14 protein-coding genes are annotated in these 15,893 nt (G+C 72.8%); 6 read left to right on the top strand and 8 right to left on the bottom strand.

Annotated features, from left to right (window positions below):
• Positions 1-7: 7 nt before the first annotated feature.
• The gene (locus tag DY245_RS00855) at positions 8-847 is read left to right on the top strand and encodes a nucleotidyltransferase domain-containing protein (protein WP_128502422.1); all 840 of its coding nucleotides are present in this window, start codon (positions 8-10) and stop codon (positions 845-847) included.
• A 53-nt stretch (positions 848-900) separates the two neighbouring features.
• On the opposite strand, the gene DY245_RS00850 is transcribed toward DY245_RS00855, so the two are convergent.
• Positions 901-1,536, bottom strand: coding sequence for an NAD(P)-dependent oxidoreductase (locus DY245_RS00850; protein ID WP_128502421.1), 636 nt, complete (start codon positions 1,534-1,536; stop codon positions 901-903).
• A gap of 103 nt (positions 1,537-1,639) precedes the next feature.
• On the opposite strand from DY245_RS00850, the gene DY245_RS00845 reads away from it, so the two are divergent.
• Positions 1,640-2,314 (top strand): TetR/AcrR family transcriptional regulator, encoded by a 675-nt coding sequence (locus tag DY245_RS00845; RefSeq protein ID WP_128502420.1) that lies wholly within the window; start codon positions 1,640-1,642, stop codon positions 2,312-2,314.
• Positions 2,315-2,395: 81 nt separating this feature from the next.
• Here the strand turns inward: DY245_RS00845 and DY245_RS00840 are convergent, their stop codons facing one another.
• The 3 genes from DY245_RS00840 to pip all read right to left on the bottom strand — a co-directional run bounded on the left by DY245_RS00840 (position 2,396) and on the right by pip (position 5,504).
• Positions 2,396-2,941, bottom strand: a complete 546-nt coding sequence (locus DY245_RS00840) for a methylated-DNA--[protein]-cysteine S-methyltransferase (protein ID WP_128502419.1) — start codon at positions 2,939-2,941, stop codon at positions 2,396-2,398.
• A gap of 10 nt (positions 2,942-2,951) precedes the next feature.
• Positions 2,952-4,424: a DNA-3-methyladenine glycosylase 2 gene (locus DY245_RS00835; protein WP_128502418.1), complete on the bottom strand. Its 1,473-nt coding sequence runs from the start codon at positions 4,422-4,424 to the stop codon at positions 2,952-2,954.
• 90 nt (positions 4,425-4,514) lie between these two features.
• On the bottom strand, positions 4,515-5,504 hold the full coding sequence (gene pip / locus DY245_RS00830; RefSeq protein ID WP_128502432.1) for a prolyl aminopeptidase: 990 nt from the start codon (positions 5,502-5,504) through the stop codon (positions 4,515-4,517).
• A 272-nt stretch (positions 5,505-5,776) separates the two neighbouring features.
• Here pip and DY245_RS00825 point away from each other — a divergent pair, with 272 nt between their 5' ends.
• Both DY245_RS00825 and DY245_RS00820 read left to right on the top strand, forming a co-directional pair.
• On the top strand, positions 5,777-6,169 hold the full coding sequence (locus DY245_RS00825; RefSeq protein WP_244942744.1) for a hypothetical protein: 393 nt from the start codon (positions 5,777-5,779) through the stop codon (positions 6,167-6,169).
• Positions 6,170-6,251: 82 nt separating this feature from the next.
• A complete protein-coding gene (locus DY245_RS00820) occupies positions 6,252-8,942 on the top strand; it encodes a DUF6185 family protein (RefSeq protein WP_128502417.1) in 2,691 nt (896 codons plus the stop codon).
• 48 nt (positions 8,943-8,990) lie between these two features.
• Here DY245_RS00820 and DY245_RS00815 read toward each other — a convergent pair whose 3' ends face one another.
• The 4 genes from DY245_RS00815 to DY245_RS00800 form a co-directional block, all read right to left on the bottom strand.
• A complete protein-coding gene (locus DY245_RS00815) occupies positions 8,991-9,509 on the bottom strand; it encodes an O-acetyl-ADP-ribose deacetylase (protein ID WP_128502416.1) in 519 nt (172 codons plus the stop codon).
• A gap of 81 nt (positions 9,510-9,590) precedes the next feature.
• The gene (locus tag DY245_RS00810; RefSeq protein WP_128502415.1) at positions 9,591-11,012 is read right to left on the bottom strand and encodes a phytoene desaturase family protein; all 1,422 of its coding nucleotides are present in this window, start codon (positions 11,010-11,012) and stop codon (positions 9,591-9,593) included.
• 40 nt (positions 11,013-11,052) lie between these two features.
• The gene (locus tag DY245_RS00805) at positions 11,053-11,997 is read right to left on the bottom strand and encodes an inositol monophosphatase family protein (RefSeq protein ID WP_128502414.1); all 945 of its coding nucleotides are present in this window, start codon (positions 11,995-11,997) and stop codon (positions 11,053-11,055) included.
• Between the two features lie 114 nt (positions 11,998-12,111).
• Complete coding sequence (locus tag DY245_RS00800) at positions 12,112-13,947, bottom strand: gamma-glutamyltransferase family protein (protein ID WP_128502413.1); 1,836 nt, start codon at positions 13,945-13,947, stop codon at positions 12,112-12,114.
• A gap of 142 nt (positions 13,948-14,089) precedes the next feature.
• Between DY245_RS00800 and DY245_RS00795 the strand changes: the two genes are divergently transcribed.
• Both DY245_RS00795 and DY245_RS00790 read left to right on the top strand, forming a co-directional pair.
• On the top strand, positions 14,090-15,058 hold the full coding sequence (locus DY245_RS00795) for a hypothetical protein (RefSeq protein ID WP_128502412.1): 969 nt from the start codon (positions 14,090-14,092) through the stop codon (positions 15,056-15,058).
• A gap of 37 nt (positions 15,059-15,095) precedes the next feature.
• Positions 15,096-15,860 carry an SIR2 family NAD-dependent protein deacylase gene (locus tag DY245_RS00790; RefSeq protein ID WP_128502411.1) on the top strand — a complete coding sequence of 255 codons (765 nt, stop codon included), beginning with the start codon at positions 15,096-15,098 and terminating at the stop codon, positions 15,858-15,860.
• Positions 15,861-15,893: the final 33 nt, after the last annotated feature.

Genomic DNA, 15,893 nt, shown 5'->3' with positions numbered 1-15,893 from the left:
GTCCGCCATGGAAGCCATAGACGCCATCGACGCCATTGCCGCCAAGGTCGCCCAAGTACCGGGAGTGGTCGGGGTGATGCTCGGGGGCAGCCGGGCGCGGGGCACGCACCGGGCGGACTCGGACTGGGATCTGGGCGTCTACTACCGGGGCGAGCCGGACCTGCCGGCGCTGGAGGCGCTCGCCGCGGAGGTGACCGGCGGCCCGGTCGAGGTGTACGGGCCGGGGGCCTGGGGCGCGTGGGTCAACGGCGGGGCGTGGCTCGTACTGCCCGACGGCAGCCATGTGGACTGGATCCTGCGGGACGCCGACCGGGTGCGGCGGGTGTGGGACGACTGCCGCGCGGGCCGCTTCGAGATCGGCGTCCAGGCCGGTCATCCGCACGGCTTCTGGTCGCCCGCCTATCCGGGCGAGGTGGCGCTGGGCCGGGTGCTCGCCGACACCGACGGGGAGCTGGCCCGCCTCAAGGACGAGGCCCGGGCCTATCCGGAGGCGCTGCGGAAGGCGCTGGCCGGCGCCGCGGTCTGGGACGCGGGGTTCTCGGTGGCGATGGCGGGCAAGTCATACACCGCCCGGGACGTACTGCATGCGGCCCTGTGCCTGTCCCGGGCCGTCGGCAACCTCGTCCAGGCCCTGCACGCGCACCACGGCACCTGGTGCCTCAACGAGAAGGGCGCCCTCGCGGCGGCCGCCGCCATGCCCCACACACCGCCCGGCTTCGAGGCGCGCGCCCTCTCCCTGCTCGGCGAACTCGGGCGTACGGAAGAGGAGTTGCGGCACTCGCTGACGGAGGCGGAGCGCCTGGTGGCGGAGGTACGGGGCGTGGTCGACGCGGAGAGCCCGGCCTAGAGCGGGTCCACTCTGAGGCCCGTCGCCAGAGCCGCCGGCATGGTGCGGCGGTGTCAGCGGCTGATGCCCACCGCATGGCCGTAGGTCTGCGGGTCGTCGACGAAATCGAGCATGGCGCGGGCCACATCGGCGCGGGCGAGGCTGGCGCCGGCCGGGCCGGCCTCGACGGCGTGGCGGTAGCGGCCCTCGCCGGGCTTGTCGAGCAGGCGGGGCGGGCGGACAGCCGTCCAGTCGAGGTCGCTGTCACGCAGTACGGCCTCCATCCGCTCCAGGTCGGTGTAGAGCTCCTTGAGGACCGCCCACAGGAGAGGGCCGAACACCCGGCGGGTGAGGAACGACTGGCCGGCGCCGGTGCGGTTGAGCGGGGCCGCGCTGACCACGACGAGGCGCCGTACGCCGGTCGCGGTCATCGCCTCGACCACCGCGCGGGCCGAGGTGGAGGCGGGCCGCAGCGGGTCGTGCCGGCCGGCCTGGCCGATGCCGGAGAGCACCGCGTCGGCGCCGTCGATCACCGTCTTGACGGAGGCGGCGTCGAGCGCGTCCGCGCGGGCCACGGTCAGACGCTCGTGCCGCACGGTCAGCTTCTGCGGGCTGCGCAGCGCGGCGGTCACCTCGTGCCCGTCGGCCAGGGCCTGCGTGACGAGCTGTCGGCCGACGCCGCCCGACGCACCGAGGACGGTGAGTTTCATGGCCTCTCCCAAGGGTGGGTAAGGGGGGTGAGCAAAGGGTGAGTGAACACTTACCCGCCAGTGTGGGTAAGTGTTCACTCACCTGTCAAGGTAAGCTCCCGCCATGACCCCAGACGCCGCCGCTCCCCTGACCGGAGGCGCCCTGACGCGCTCCCGCATCCTCGACGCCGCCGCCGCGCTGATGACGACCGTGGGCCTGACGCGTACGACGACCAAGCAGATCGCCCGGGAGGCGGGGTGCTCGGAAGCGGCGCTCTACAAGCACTTCCGCAACAAGGAAGAGATCTTCGTCCGGGTGCTGCACGAGCGTGCACCCCGGTTCTCGGACGCGATGGAGCAGCTGCCGCGCAGGGCGGGCGACGATCGCGGTCCGGCCGTGCACCTCAAGGACGTGGCGCTGGCCGCCGTCCGCTTCTACCGCCGCTCCTTCCCGATCGCCGCGTCACTCTTCGCCAGCCCGGAGCTGCTGGCGACGCACCGCCGCAAGCTGGACGAGCTGGGCACCGCCGGACCGCAGAACGCCACCCAGCATCTGGCCGCGTATCTGACGGCCGAGCAGAAGCTGGGCCGGGTCTCGACCGGCATCGACCCGCACGCGGCGGCCACCCTGCTGATCGGGGCCTGCTTCCACCGTGCCTTCCTCGATCTGTTCTTCGGCACCGAGGCGCCGGCCGGTGCGCTGCGGCCCGAGGGCGAGGAGGAGTTCGCGGCGGAGACCGCACGGGCGCTGCTGGACGGCCTGACGCCGCGGGGCGGGCCCACCACGGCCACGCCGTAGCCGCCGGCTCTCCTCAACTACCGGCCCTCCCCAACTGCCGGCCCTCCTCAGCCGTCGGCACGCCTCGGTCGCCGGCTCCCGTCAGCCGCAGGCCTCCGCCGGGAACAGGGCGTGATCCGTCCGCTCGAAGGCGAGCAGCCGGCGCTTGCGGTCGAGGCCGCCGCCGTAGCCGGTGAGGCTGCCGTCGGCGCCGACGACGCGGTGGCAGGGCACGATGATGCCGACCGGGTTGCGCCCGTTGGCCAACCCGACCGCGCGGGCCGCGGACGGGGCGCCGAGCTGTTCGGCGAGCTGCCCGTACGAGAGCGTCTCGCCGTAGGGGATCGTGCACAGCGCCGCCCAGACGCGGCGCTGGAAGGGCGTGCCGCGCAGCGCGAGCGGCAGGTCGAAGGTGGTCAACTCGCCGCGGAAATAGGCCCGGAGCTGGGCGATGGTCGCGGCGAACGGCGGCTCGTCGGGGTTCGCCGGGTCGCCGAAGGTCTCCTGGGGCGGGCGGTGGCGCTGGTCGGTCATGTAGAGCCCGGTGAGGGCATCGCCGGCGGCGACGAGGGTGAGCGGGCCCACCGGGGTGTCGTCCAGGACGGTGTGGGTGAGGGGCGCGCCGGGCGCGGGTGCGTGCACGGTCATGGCTGCGGACTCAGTTCGTCGGGAGATGGTTGATGGGGTGGTCGTCGGTCGCCCAGAGGTACTGGACGGCGTAGGCGCGCCAGGGGCGCCAGATCGCGGAGTGCCGGATCAGGGCCGCCGGGGTGTGCGGCAGGCCGAGCCCGGCGGCCGCGCGGCGCAGACCGAGGTCGGTCGGGGTGAAGGCGTCCGGGTCGCCGAGTGCGCGCATGGCGATGCATTCGACGGTCCAGGGGCCGACCCCCGGCAGTGCCGAGAGCTGCGCGCGGGCCTCGTCCCGGTCGCTGCCGACGCCCAGTTGCAGCGCGCCGGAGCCGAGGGCGGCGATGACGCCGGTGAGCGTGGCCCGGCGGGTACGGGGCATCGCCAGCGACTCCGGGTCCAGTTCGGCGAGCGCGGCGGCGGACGGGAAGAGGTGGCTGAGGCCGCCGCCCGGGTCGTCGACCCGCTCGCCGTGCGCATGGACCAGCCGTCCGGCGTGGGTGCGGGCGGCCGCGGTGGAGACCTGCTGGCCGAGGACGGCGCGGACCGCGAATTCATCGGCGTCGACGGTACGGGGGACACGACGGCCGGGTGCCTTGTCGACGAGCGGTGCCAGCCGCGGGTCCTCGCGGAGCAGCCCGTCGACGGCTTCCGGGTCCGCGTCGAGGTCGAGCATCCGGCGGCAGCGGGCGATGGCGCCGGCCAGATCGCGCAGATCGGTGAGGGCGAGCCGGCAGTCGATGTGGTCGGGGCGGGGCGCCAGGGCGACGATGCCGTGCCCGTACGGGAGGCTCAGGGTGCGGCGGTAGGCGCCGTCACGCCACTCCTCGACACCGGGGACCGCGGTGGCGGCGAGGTGCCCGAAGAGGTTGTCGGGGTTCAGCGGCTGCCGGAAGGGCAGCCGCAGCGCGAGCGCGCCGGGCACCACAGCGCGCGGGCCGGGCCTGGCGCGCTGCCGCAGTTCGGTCGGGGAGAGCGCGAAGACCTCCCGTACCGTCTCGTTGAACGTACGGATGCTGGCGAACCCGGCGGCGAAGGCGACATCGGCCATCGGCAGTGCGGTGGTCTCCACGAGCAGCCGGGCGGTCTGCGCGCGCTGGGCGCGGGCCAGGGCGAGCGGCCCCGCGCCCAGCTCGGCCAGCAGCTGGCGCTCGATCTGCCGGGTGCTGTAGCCGAGGCGCGCCGCGAGGCCGGGGACGCCCTCGCGGTCGACGATGCCGTCCGCGACCAGCCGCATGGCACGGGCGACCAGATCGGCCCGCTCGTCCCACTGCGGGGAGCCGGGGCTGGCATCCGGGCGGCACCGCTTGCAGGCCCGGAATCCGGCCTGCTGGGCGGCGGCCGCGCTCGGGTAGAAGCGCATGTTCTCGGGCTTGGGCGGCACCACGGGGCAGCTGGGCCGGCAGTAGATACGGGTCGTGAGCACCGCCGTGTAGAACCAGCCGTCGAAGCGGGCGTCCTTGGACTGCACGGCGCGCAGACAGCGCTCGGTGTCGGTGTGCATGGCCTCAAGGATTCCTCAGCCGGCGGGTCCCGGCTGGCGAGAATCCGACATCAACGTCGGGCCACCAGGGACGGCGCGGGTCACACCTGCTCACTTCCCGGCGAACCGGTCGAGCGCACCGAGCACCTCCGCACGCGTCGCGGCGCTCCCCTTGTGCCCCGCGCCAGGAATGACGATCAGCCGGGCGTCGGGCCAGGCGCGGGCCAGCTCCCAGGCGGTGTGCAGCGGCCCTCCCATGTCCTGCCGGCCGTGGATGAGCACCCCGGGGATGCCCGCCAGCCGGCCGGCGTCGCGCAGCAGGGCGCCCTCCTCCAGCCATGCGCCGTGCGAGAAGTAGCGCGAGCAGATCCGCACCAGGCCCAGCCGGGCCTTCGAGGGCCGGTCACCGTACGGGTTGGAGCTCCCGTACGGCTCCAGGGAGAGCACCGCGTCCTCCCAGGCGCACCAGTCGGCGGTGGCCCTCTCGCGTACCGCCGGGTCGGGGTCCTCCATCAGGCGGGCATACGCCCCGACGATGTCGCCGTCCCGGCCCACCCCGGGGGCGCCGGCGAGAAAGCGGTCCCACTCCTCGGGAAAGAACCGGCCGACGCCGCGGTAGAGCCAGTCGATCTCCGAACGCCGGGTCGTGGTGACGCTGGGGATGACGATCTCCGTCACCCGCCCGGGGTGGCGTTCCGCGTACGCCAGGATCAGCGTCGAACCCCACGATCCGCCGAACAGCAGCCAGCGCTCGATGCCCAGGTGCGTGCGCAACTGCTCCATGTCCGCGAGCAGATGGTCCGTGGTGTTGTGCCGCATATCGGTGGCCGGATCGCTGGCGTGCGGGGCGCTGCGGCCGCAGCCGCGCTGGTCGAAGAGGACCACCCGATAGCGCTCGGGGTCGAAGTACCGGCGCGCCCCGGCGGTGCATCCGGATCCCGGCCCACCGTGCACGACCAGCGCGGGCTTCCCTTCCGGGTTGCCGCAGACCTCCCAGTGGACGAGGTTGCCGTCGCCGACATCGAGCATGCCGGTGTCGTAGGGCTCGATCGGCGGATAGGGCTCGATTACGGGGCGCTCAGGGACCGTTGACGCATTCATCTCGACCACAGCGTCATAGTGCCGGCCGGCCATGACGGGGCGTCAGTCGTCCGGGGACCGCACTCACTCGGATGCCGCGCGGCCGTTCCGCCGTACTCAGGGAGGCCGGGATGACGCCGTTGTCCGTGACCGGTCGGCGGTATGACGCCATCGGGCCCCGGCGCCGTACGTGCGGCCGACCGGCCAGTCCCGGACGTTACGCCGGATTGCGCGTGTTTGTCCGCATATTTGCGCCACGAAGGCCACATACATACGAGGTCAAGGACAGAGCCATGGGAAACCGCACGATCACTCCCGGCCGGGAGCTTCCCCGCTTCGAGGAAGCCGAGGGGCTGAGCCCTCAGGACAGTCAGTTCGTCCGTGAGTTGGTGGCCGTGCTGGAAAGGCACGGAAACCTCGACCGCTTCGGCCTGTGTCTGCTGCACGACCACTTCCCCGTCTCCTCCGACGAGGTCCTGGTCGAAACCCATGATCTCGCGGCACGCACGCTGCGCATCCACGTCGAAAAGGCCGCAACGACGGACCACACCCAGCCTTCCCAGTGGCGCTTCGTCAAGACCGGCGGCAGCGGTGACGGCGAAGAGGCCGAGAGCCTGGTGTGCCAGGTGATTCTGCAGTGCACCCATATCAGCGGATGCCCGACAAGCACCGGTGCGGCGCCGTGAGAGTGCGCTGCGGCCCGCGTCGCGGAGGCCGGGGTGCGCGGGCGGAGCAGGCGCCCGCGGTGCCGTGACAGGTGGCGCGCGGGTGAGACGGGCGCGGCAGACAGGGGGGTCCGGCAGCCGCGGCCTGCGGGGCCTGGGGCTGCGCTGTGCCGCTGTGCTGCTCGTCGGGTTGGTGTGCTGGGGCGGGTGGCCCGCCCGGTCGGACGCGGTCGGCGCCTCGTCGGCCGATGACTGCCACGCCGCGCAGCTGACCGCGGCCCGCACGGACGTCGAGCTGCGCCTGAGGAACCATGACCGCACCGTCCCCGAGGCCATCGGCGTAATGACGGTCCGGGTACCGACCAGCTGGCCGTACGCCGATGACCTGCTGCTGAGCGAGAACTCCGAGCTCTACCGGCGTGCGATGCGCTGCCTGCTTCGGGAACGGCAGTCCATGAAGCGCCCCGAGGAGTGGCGCACGCACAACCCACGGGTCATGGCGGTGGCGTCCTGGGTCGAGGTCCGCTACGAGACGCTGTTCCAGTTCAACTCCGGCGGGCACTTCGATGTCGGCCCGTGGGTAATGGACGTCCACCACGGGAACTGGGCCCTGAAGCTCGTCCCGCCGCAGGCGCTCAGAGGCGCCCACTGGAACAGGGTGGAGATCGATCTGGGAGGACTGGGCGCCTCCAAGGTCAGCCCCAGGCCCTCGACGGCCAAAAACGGGCACCTGGTGTGGACCGGGCTCCGAAGGCCCGCCGCGCGAGAGCCCATGGTCACGGTGCAGGTGCTTCCCCCCTGGCAACGGGCCTGGGCGGCCACAGCCAAGGGCACCGAACCGTTGCTGGTCGTCAACGCCGCCGGGGTGACCACCTGGTGGATGGCGACCTCGATCGCCATCGTACTGGCCGCCCTGTGTGCCCGCCGTCAGCCCGCCGGCCGCCAGCTCACCGAGCTGGAAAGGAGCAGCAGCACCGCCCTGTGGTGGTGGGGCCTGCTCAAAGCCACCCTGCGTGCCCGCCGTCAGCCCGCCGACTCCCAGCTCACCGAGCTGGAAAAGAGCAGCAGCACCGCCCTGTGGCGGTGGGGCCTGCTCAAAGCCGCCCTCGGCCTGATGGTCCTGCTGCTGTACAAAGGGATGCAGAAGACTGCCGAGGCGGTCACGCACCCCACACCCGGCTGGCTGGACTACAACCTCCGCTGGCAGGTGCTGATCGGCATCCTGGCAGGCTGGCTCCTGGTCGTCTGCGCCCGCCCGAGGAAGTCCGTACTGCTGGCCGCCTCACTCGTGGCCGCGGCCGCGGGGCTGGTAGCCGCGATGCCGTCCCTGTTCGGGCTTCCCCCGCAACTGGCCACGCGCATCGGCGTGACCGACGCCGGCTTCTCCGTGCTGGTGGCGCTGGCCGCGGCCACGGAGTGGCTGTGGCTGGCCGGCTTCGCGCTGTGGGCCTGGATGCTCGCCCAAGAAGGCGGACTCAGACCGACGGCGGCCCCCTGGCGGCTGCGCCGGTTCGGTCCCGCACTCGCCGCCGTCACCATCCTGCTCCTGGGATGGTCGGTATGGGCAAGCGAGTACACGTGGCAGCGCGTCAGCTGGCTGAGCGACCGCACCACGCCCGCCTACCACGTCGATCACGTGGCCTCCCTGAGCCTGAACCTGGCGTCCGTCGCCTACCAGATCCCGCTCTGGTACTACGCCCATGCATGGGTACTGACCGGCCTTGCGATCGTCGCTCTGCTACGGGCCAGAGACCTGACACCCACCGTGTCGTATGCGAGCCTGACTCGGCTGGACCGCCTCCTGCTCGCCGTGTTCTTCGCCGTCGTGGTCGCCTGGCGCCAGAACTCCTACGCCGGCAGCCAGGCCTTCGCCGTCCTCTGGCTCGCCCTCGACATCGCCGCGCTCTACGGGCTGCTGGCCGTCGGCCGGCGCCGGGCGGTACTGACCCAGCACTTCGAGGGAGGCGAAGGCTCCCCGCAACTGTGCGAATCGATCACCGAAGCCGAGCGCAGCGACTTGATCGCACGCGCGCGCCGCTACCGTGAACTGACCGCCGCCCTGCGCAGCATGGAGCACGGAGGCGGCGAAGGCCCACTCAGCCGGCACGCGGTGGAAAGGGAACTGAGCCGGCTGCACCGCTGGCGGCCGGTGACCGGAGAGGGCGGCGCTCCACGGCCCTGGCTGCCGGTCCAGGTCACCGTCGTCGACGTCGCCCTCAGTTGGGGACCACACGCCGAATGGTGGGACAACGCGCGCCGCGCCGCCGCTCTGGCGGCCGCATTCGGCCTGCCGGGCAGCATTCTGATGGTCTGGATGGACTACTCACAACGATTCGCATGGATGCGCCGAGGGCTGTACATCTTCGGAGTACCCGACGTGGTGTGGTCGTTCATCAGGTGGGAGCTCGTCTGGGCAGGCGCCGGACTGGTATTGGGGGCACTGTGGCGCCTGTTGCCCGGCCGCCGTGGCCCGGCCCGCGCTCTGGGCCTGGTGGTCGCCTACGCCCTGCTGATCGGCCTGGGCCTCCTCGGCAACCTCATCACCGATCAGGAAACCGGCAATGTCGCCGTCGGCGGCTCCCTGATGCTGCTGATCCTGACCCTGACCAGCCTCGCCATGGACGTCCACACGTTCCGCTCCGAACGGCGCTTTTGGCCCAACCGCGTCGGACAGCTGCTGTCGATCTACCAGATCCGCAGCTTCTCCACGCAAGTCGCCTACGTCCTGGTGCAGGTGATCGCGGTCCTGACCATCTTCAAGTTCTTCCACAGCCCCGACGCCCGGTTCAAATGACGGCCGCAAAGGCAGGGAAGGCAGGGAACCAGCCCGGCCGCGCTGCGGTCAGCTCGCTTGGGCGAACGCCGCGTACGCCCGCTCGTCGAAGAGGACGAACCGCACCTCGTCCACGGCCGTGTCCGCAGAGCGCACCGTCTCGATGGCGATACGGGCGGCATCCTCCATGGGCCAGCGGTAGACGCCGGTGGAGATGGCCGGGAAGGCGACCGTTCGCGCGCCCAGTTCGTCGGCGATGCGCAGGGATTCGCGGTAGCAGGAGGCCAGCAGGGCGCTGCGGTCCTCGCTCTCGGAGTACACGGGCCCGACGGTGTGAATGACCCAGCGCGCGGGCAGCCGGCCCGCGGTGGTGGCGACGGCCTGGCCGGTGGGCAGGCCGCGGCCGTACTGCGCGGCACGCAGGGAGCGGCACTCTGCCAGGATTTCCGGGCCGCCGCGGCGGTGGATCGCCCCGTCCACTCCCCCGCCGCCGAGGAGCGAGGAGTTGGCGGCGTTGACCACGGCGTCCACGGTCTGTTCGGTGATGTCGCCCTGGACGAGGGTGAGGGTGGGGCGGGAGGTGCTCATGTTCCCTGAGCGTAAGCAGGGTCCGGTGGTGCGGCCAGTTGATTTAGCGGTGGTGCGTGTGGTTGACGGCGGTGCGTGTGGTCAGCGGCGGTGCGCGCGGAGTCGGCGCCAGACCGCCTTGGCGGCGTAATGGCCGGACATGCCGTGGACGCCGGGGCCGGGCGGGGTGGCCTGGGAGCAGAGGAAGACGGCGGGGTGGGCGGTTTCGTAGGGGATGCGGGCGAGCTTGGGGCGGATGAGCAGGCGCAGGCCGGCCGCGGAGCCGGTGGCGGTGTCGCCGCCGACGTAGTTGGCGTTACGGGCGGCGATTTGCGGCGGACCGGCGACCGCGCGGGCCAGGACCAGATCGCGGAAGCCGGGGGCGAACCGCTCGATCTGCCGCTCGACGACGTCGGTGGCGTCACCCTCCCAGCCGTTGGGGACATGGCCGTACGCCCAGAAGGTGTGCTTGCCCTCGGGGGCGCGGGTGGGGTCGATCAGGCTGGGCTGAGCGGTGATCAGGAAGGGGACGGACGGGTCCCGGCCGTGGGTGGCGGCGTTCAGCGCGGCGGCGATCTCGCCGCTGGTGGGGCCGATGTGGACGGTGCCGGCGCGGTGCGCGGCCTCGGCCGTCCAGGGCACCGGGCCGGACAGCGCGTAATCGATCTTGAAGACGCCGGGGCCGTACTTCACATCGCGGTAGGCGTGGCCCAGGCCCGCGATCCGGGCCAGCGCGGTCGGTGACGTATCGAAGACATACGCACGGGCCGGCGGCAGGTCGTCCAGCCGCTTGACCTCGAAATCGGTGTGCACCACTCCGCCATGGGCGCGCAGCAGGCCGGCGAGCGCGTCGGAGATGGCCTGGGAGCCACCGCGCGCCACCGGCCAGCCCTTGGCGTGCGCGGCGAGCGCGAACATCAGGGCGATGCCGGAGGTGCCGATGCCGCCGAGCGGGGCGATGGCATGCGCCGCGAGCCCGGCCATCAGGCCGCGGGCCTTCTCGTCCTGGAAGCGGCGGCTGAGGAGGGTGACCGGCTGCATCGCGACCAGGCCGAAGCGGGCGTAGGTCAGCGGGTCGTGGGGCGGGCCGAGCCACTGGGTGCGCAGGAAATCGCGGGCCATCGCCTCCCACCTGCCGATGAACGGCGCGACCAGCCTGCGGTACGCGCCGGCGTCGCGCGGTCCGAAGGACATCGCGGTCTCGCCGACGGAGTGGGCGAGCACGGCGGCCGTGCCGTCCGGGAACGGATGCGCCATGGGGAGGTCGGGGTGCAGCCATTCGAGGCCGTACCGCTCCAGCGGCATTCTGGCGAAGGCGGGCGAGCCCACGCCGGTGGGGTGCACCGCCGAGCAGGGGTCGTGGCGGAAACCGGGGAGGGTCAGCTCCTCGGTGCGGGCGCCGCCGCCGATGGTGTCGCGGGCCTCGAAGACCTCCACGGACATGCCACGGCGGGCCAGTTCGACGGCCGCCGTCAAGCCGTTGGGCCCCGCCCCGATCACCACGGCATCGAGCATCGTCGGCACCTGCGCCACTCCCCTCACGTCCGACCCTCGTCGTCGAGGGTCAGTTGGCGGCCGCCAGCAGTCCGAGGATACGCCGCGCCGTTTCGGCGTCCCGCGCCGCCGTGAAGGGCAGCGCATTGCCGCCTTCGATACGGAACGGCTGCCCGGCGACCGTGCCGCTCGCACCGCCCGCCTCATGGACCAGCAGCAGACCCGCGGCGTGGTCCCAGGCGTTCTCCCAGCTGAAGGCCGTGGCGTCGATCTCGCCGCGGGCGATGTGCAGATACTCCAGGCCCGCCGAGCCACAGGGGCGCGGGGCGATACCGCCGGTCTCCAGGGCGGCCAGCACCCGCTTCTGGTCGTCGTCGGTGAAGTCGTAGTGGGAGGTGGCGACGTCGAGGACGGCGTCCGGGTCCGGGGTGCCGGTGTGCAGCGGTACGCCGTTCAGCTCGGCGCCGGCGCCGCGGCGGGCGATGGCCATCAGGCCGAGCGCGGGGGCGTACGTCCAGGAGGCCAGCACCTCGCCGCGGTGGGCGAGCGCGACGAGCGTGGCGAAGCCGGGGTCGCCGTGCACGAACTGGCGGGTGCCGTCGACCGGGTCGACGATCCAGACGGGTGCGTCGCCGTGCAGCGCGTCGAGCACGGTGGGGTCGGCGTGCACCGCCTCTTCGCCGACCACCCGGGAGCCGGGCAGCAGGGCCGTGAGCGCGGCGGTGAGGTGCTCCTCGGCGAGCCGGTCGGCGACCGTGACGAGGTCGTGCGGCCCGTTCTTCTCGACGATGTCCTCGGCGGCGAGCTGCCGGAAGCGCGGCATGATCTCGTCGGCCGCGGCGCGGCGCACGGCGGCCTCGACGGCGGCCAGGTCCAGCGACGAGAGGTCGAGTCCCGGGGCGTCGACGGCCTCGGCACCGGGGGCGGCGGCCGCGGCGGCGTCCTCCGGGGCAATCGGGGTGGTCGAGATAATCGCGGTATCTCCCGAATCTTGGGTACGAAGTGCTTCGAGCATGTATCCATCGAACCATGAGCCACTGACACGACACCTGGACTCCAGGTGAACTCCGGATGCCGCGGTGGGCACGGCGGGGGTGGCGCGGCCCGCGGTCCCGCCGTGCCGGACCGGTCAGCGCCCGACCGCGTACCCCTGCATCCCCCGCGGATTCGCCGCCGCGGACAGCACCCCGGTCTCCGGATCCCGGACCACGGCGCACAGCCGGCCCTCGGACCAGGCGTCACCCACCGTGACGTGATGCCCACGCCGGCGCAGCCCGTCGATCACCCCGTCGCCGATCCGGGACTCCACGGTCACGCTCCCCGGCCGCATCCCGCGCGGGAAGAAGGATCCGGGGAAGGAGTCGTTGTGCCAGTTCGGCGCGTCGACGGCGCCCTGAAGGTCGAGCCCGCCACGGACCGGCGGGCGCAGCGCCACGGCGAGGAAGAAGTGGACCTGCCACTGGTCCTGCTGATCGCCGCCCGGTGTGCCGAAGGCCATCACCGGGACCCCGTCGCGCAGCGCGAGGGACGGGGTGAGAGTGGTGCGGGGGCGGCGCCCCGGGGTGAGGGAGTTGGGCAGGCCCTCCTCCAGCCAGGCCATCTGGAGCCGGGTGCCGAGCGGGAAGCCGAGGGACGGGACGACGGGGTTGGACTGCAGCCAGCCGCCGGAGGGGGTGGCGGAGACCAGGTTGCCCCAGCGGTCGACGACGTCGATATGGCAGGTGTCGCCCCGGGTGGCACCGTTGTGGTCGGTCTCCGGCGCGGCCACCGCGGGCAACCGCGCGACGGTGGGCTCGCCCGCACCACTGCCGGCGATGCCCATGGCGTCGAAGCCCTCCTCGCCGGCCGCGACCGCCGTCGCATGCTTGCTCAGCCGCGGGGTGCGGCCGTCCGGGCTGCCGGGCCGCAGCTCGTAGGAGGCCTGCTCACCGATGAGGGTCCGGCGGGCGGCGTTGTACCCGTCGCCGAGGAGGGTGTCGAGCGGGACCTCGTCGGCGTCGCCGTACCAGGCCTCGCGGTCGGCCATCGCCAGCTTGCAGCCCTCGATGAGCAGATGGACGTACTCGGGGCTGCCGTATGCGGGCAACTCCTCGGGCAGCAGGGCGAGTTGCTGGAGGAAGGCGGGGCCCTGGGACCAGCCGCCCGCCTTGGCGACGGTCCAACCGTGCCAGTCGTAGGTGACCGGTTCCTCGTACGTGGCGGAGAAGGCGGCCAGATCGTCGCCGGTGAGGGTGCCCGGGTGGCGTTCGCCGGAGGTGTCCATGGCCGGGCGGGCCGCGAATTCGGCGAGCGCCTCGCCGATGAAGCCCTCGCGCCAGATCCGGCGGGCCGCCTCGATCTGCGCCTCGCGGCCGGCTGACGCGGCCTCCGCCTCGGCGATCAGCCGGCGCCAGGTGGCCGCCAGCGGCCGGTTCCTGAGCAGACCGCCAGGGGCGACGGACCTGCCGCCCGGGAGGTAGATCTCGGCGGAGGACGTCCACTCCGTCTCGAAGAGTTCACGCACCGTCTCGACGGTCTCGCCGATCCGCTCGACGGCGGGGTGGCCGTGCTCGGCGTAGCCGATGGCGTACCGCAGCACCTCGGCGAGTGACCTGCTGCCGTGGTCGCGCAGCAGCCGCATCCAGGCGTCGAAGGCGCCGGGGACGGCGGCGGCGAGCGGCCCGGTGCCGGGGACCAGGTCGAGGCCGAGCGAGGTGTAGTGCGCCACGCTCGCGCCGGCCGGTGCCGGGCCCTGGCCGCACAGCACCCGCACGGGCCCGTCCGCGGGCGCCAGGATGATCGGCACCTCGCCCGCCGGCCCGTTCAGATGCGGCTCGACGACATGCAGCACGAACCCGGCTGCGACGGCCGCGTCATAGGCGTTGCCGCCGTCCTCCAGGACCGCCATCGCGGACTGGGACGCCAGCCAGTGCGTGGTGGAGGCCATGCCGAAGGTGCCCTGAAGGGTCGGACGGGTGGTGAACACGAGTGTGGGCTCCTCGATCGTCGTTGGCTTTCCGGACATCGCCGGGCCGGAGTTGGCACGTATTTCGTATACAGGAGGCCGGTAATTCGTATACAGGAGACCGGCAGAAGGGTGTCCCGGATCTCGGACGTACCCTCTCACCATGCCCATGCAGCAAACCCCCCTCCCCCGCTCCGCCACCGGCGTCCGCTGGGACGGGCTGGCGCTGGCCGTCGACGGACCGGACCGCCCGTCGTTGCGGGTCGACGTCGCGGACGGGCGGCGGCTGGTGCTCTTCCAGGGGGAGCAGGTCGTACTGCTGGCGCGGCAGCGCGCGACGCTCCGCGGGGTGCACTACGTCCGCACGGGCCGGTACGACTCGCCGCTGCCCCCGCTCCGCGCCGATGCCGCCCGGGCGCGCCGGGAAACGCACCCGGACGACACCGACGCCTGGTTCGCCGGCTGGGCCCAGCACTTCGCGAGCGAGCTGCACACCAGCCTCAACGGGCCCCTGCACGGCGGCGATTGGCAGCTGACGCCCGGTCTGCCCCGGCGATGGGACGTCGCGGCGAACTGGGCACGGCTGCCGCAGCACGACCCGCCCATCGGCCACATCACCTGGTTCGGCTACGGCGATCCCGTGGAGGACGCCCGCGACATCCTGCCCCTGCGCCCGCTGTCCGCACCCGACGCGGCGCGGGTGAAGGCCTACCGCCGCCAGTACCGCGAGGGCGTCCTTCCGCCGGTTCTCCTCTGGTGGGTCGGCGGCCTCGACACCTTCCTGGTGCTGGACGGCCATGACCGCCTGGCGGCCGCGCTCGCCGAGAACGGCCGACCCGCCGTCCTGGCCCTCGCCCGTGAACTACCGGACCAGTGGGCCACGCGCTACGCCCAGCCGCTGATCAGCGAATACGAGCACCGCGCCGCCCAGTTGGCAGACGAGCACGCCGCGGGCGACCCGCTCGCCGCACTCCGCTCCCGGGCGGCGAGCGGCCGACTCGGACAGCAGCTGCACGAGTTGGTGACCGCCCGGGCAGCGACCTGGTCCTGGCCCCTGCCCGGCGGCGCGACCGCCTGGGACGAACTCGCCCGCCGGCACGCGCCCGGCTGGCGGCCCGACACCGAAAACTGACGGGACGGCCGGCCTGCGTTCTGCGTACGCTCGCCCCATGACCGGCACCGACGTGTCCCCCGACCAGCCTCCCCGCCGCCCCCTCGTCGCGATCCTCACCGGAGCGGGAATCTCCACCGACTCCGGGATCCCCGACTACCGCGGACCGAACGGGCTGTGGCGGCGGGACCCGGAGGCGGAGAAGCTCGTCACCTACGACGCGTACATGGGCGATCCGGAGATCCGGCGGCGCTCGTGGCGGATGCGGCAGGAGAGCCCCGCCTTCCGGGCGCGGCCCAATGCCGCGCACGAGGCGGTGGTCCGGCTGGAGCGGTCCGGGACGCCGGTGCGGGTGATCACACAGAACGTGGACGGGCTGCATCAGCTCGCGGGGATGCCCGAGCGCAAGGTGCTGGAGCTGCACGGCACCGTGCGGGCGGTGACCTGTACCCGCTGCCATGCCCGGTCGTCGATGCAGGAGGCGCTGGCGCGGGTGGCCGCGGGCGAGCCCGATCCCGCGTGTCTGGTGTGCGGCGGGATCCTGAAGTCGGCGACGGTGATGTTCGGGGAGCGGCTGGATCCGCAGGTGCTCGGTACGGCGCTGGGCGTGGCGAAGGCCGCCGAGATCTTCCTGGCCGTGGGCACGACGTTGCAGGTGCAGCCGGCCGCCTCGCTCGCGGGGGTGGCCGCCGAGCACGGCGCACGGCTGATCATCGTCAATGCCGAGCCGACGCCGTACGACACGCTTGCCGCCGAGGTGATCCGCGAGCCGATCGGCAGTGCGCTGCCCCGGCTGTTGGAGAAGCTGACGGCGGGTGGGTGAGGCGCGGACTCGGGGAGACCTCGGGGAGAGGAG

It is taken from the genome of Streptomyces inhibens, assembly GCF_003389455.1.
GTDB classification, from domain to species: Bacteria; Actinomycetota; Actinomycetes; order Streptomycetales; family Streptomycetaceae; genus Streptomyces; species Streptomyces inhibens.
This window is presented reverse-complemented; position numbering and strand designations above follow the sequence as displayed.

Bases quoted from the DNA above. Each gene is read 5' to 3' on its own strand.
- pip (WP_128502432.1), bottom strand. From the start codon at position 5,504: ATGAATGCGTCAACGGTCCCTGAGCGCCCCGTAATCGAGCCCTATCCG.
- DY245_RS00850 (WP_128502421.1), bottom strand. From the start codon at position 1,536: ATGAAACTCACCGTCCTCGGTGCGTCGGGCGGCGTCGGCCGACAGCTC.
- DY245_RS00835 (WP_128502418.1), bottom strand. From the start codon at position 4,424: ATGCACACCGACACCGAGCGCTGTCTGCGCGCCGTGCAGTCCAAGGAC.
- DY245_RS00815 (WP_128502416.1), bottom strand. From the start codon at position 9,509: ATGAGCACCTCCCGCCCCACCCTCACCCTCGTCCAGGGCGACATCACC.
- DY245_RS00825 (WP_244942744.1), top strand. From the start codon at position 5,777: ATGGGAAACCGCACGATCACTCCCGGCCGGGAGCTTCCCCGCTTCGAG.
- DY245_RS00855 (WP_128502422.1), top strand. From the start codon at position 8: ATGGAAGCCATAGACGCCATCGACGCCATTGCCGCCAAGGTCGCCCAA.
- DY245_RS00795 (WP_128502412.1), top strand. From the start codon at position 14,090: ATGCCCATGCAGCAAACCCCCCTCCCCCGCTCCGCCACCGGCGTCCGC.
- DY245_RS00805 (WP_128502414.1), bottom strand. From the start codon at position 11,997: ATGCTCGAAGCACTTCGTACCCAAGATTCGGGAGATACCGCGATTATC.
- DY245_RS00790 (WP_128502411.1), top strand. From the start codon at position 15,096: ATGACCGGCACCGACGTGTCCCCCGACCAGCCTCCCCGCCGCCCCCTC.
- DY245_RS00840 (WP_128502419.1), bottom strand. From the start codon at position 2,941: ATGACCGTGCACGCACCCGCGCCCGGCGCGCCCCTCACCCACACCGTC.
- DY245_RS00845 (WP_128502420.1), top strand. From the start codon at position 1,640: ATGACCCCAGACGCCGCCGCTCCCCTGACCGGAGGCGCCCTGACGCGC.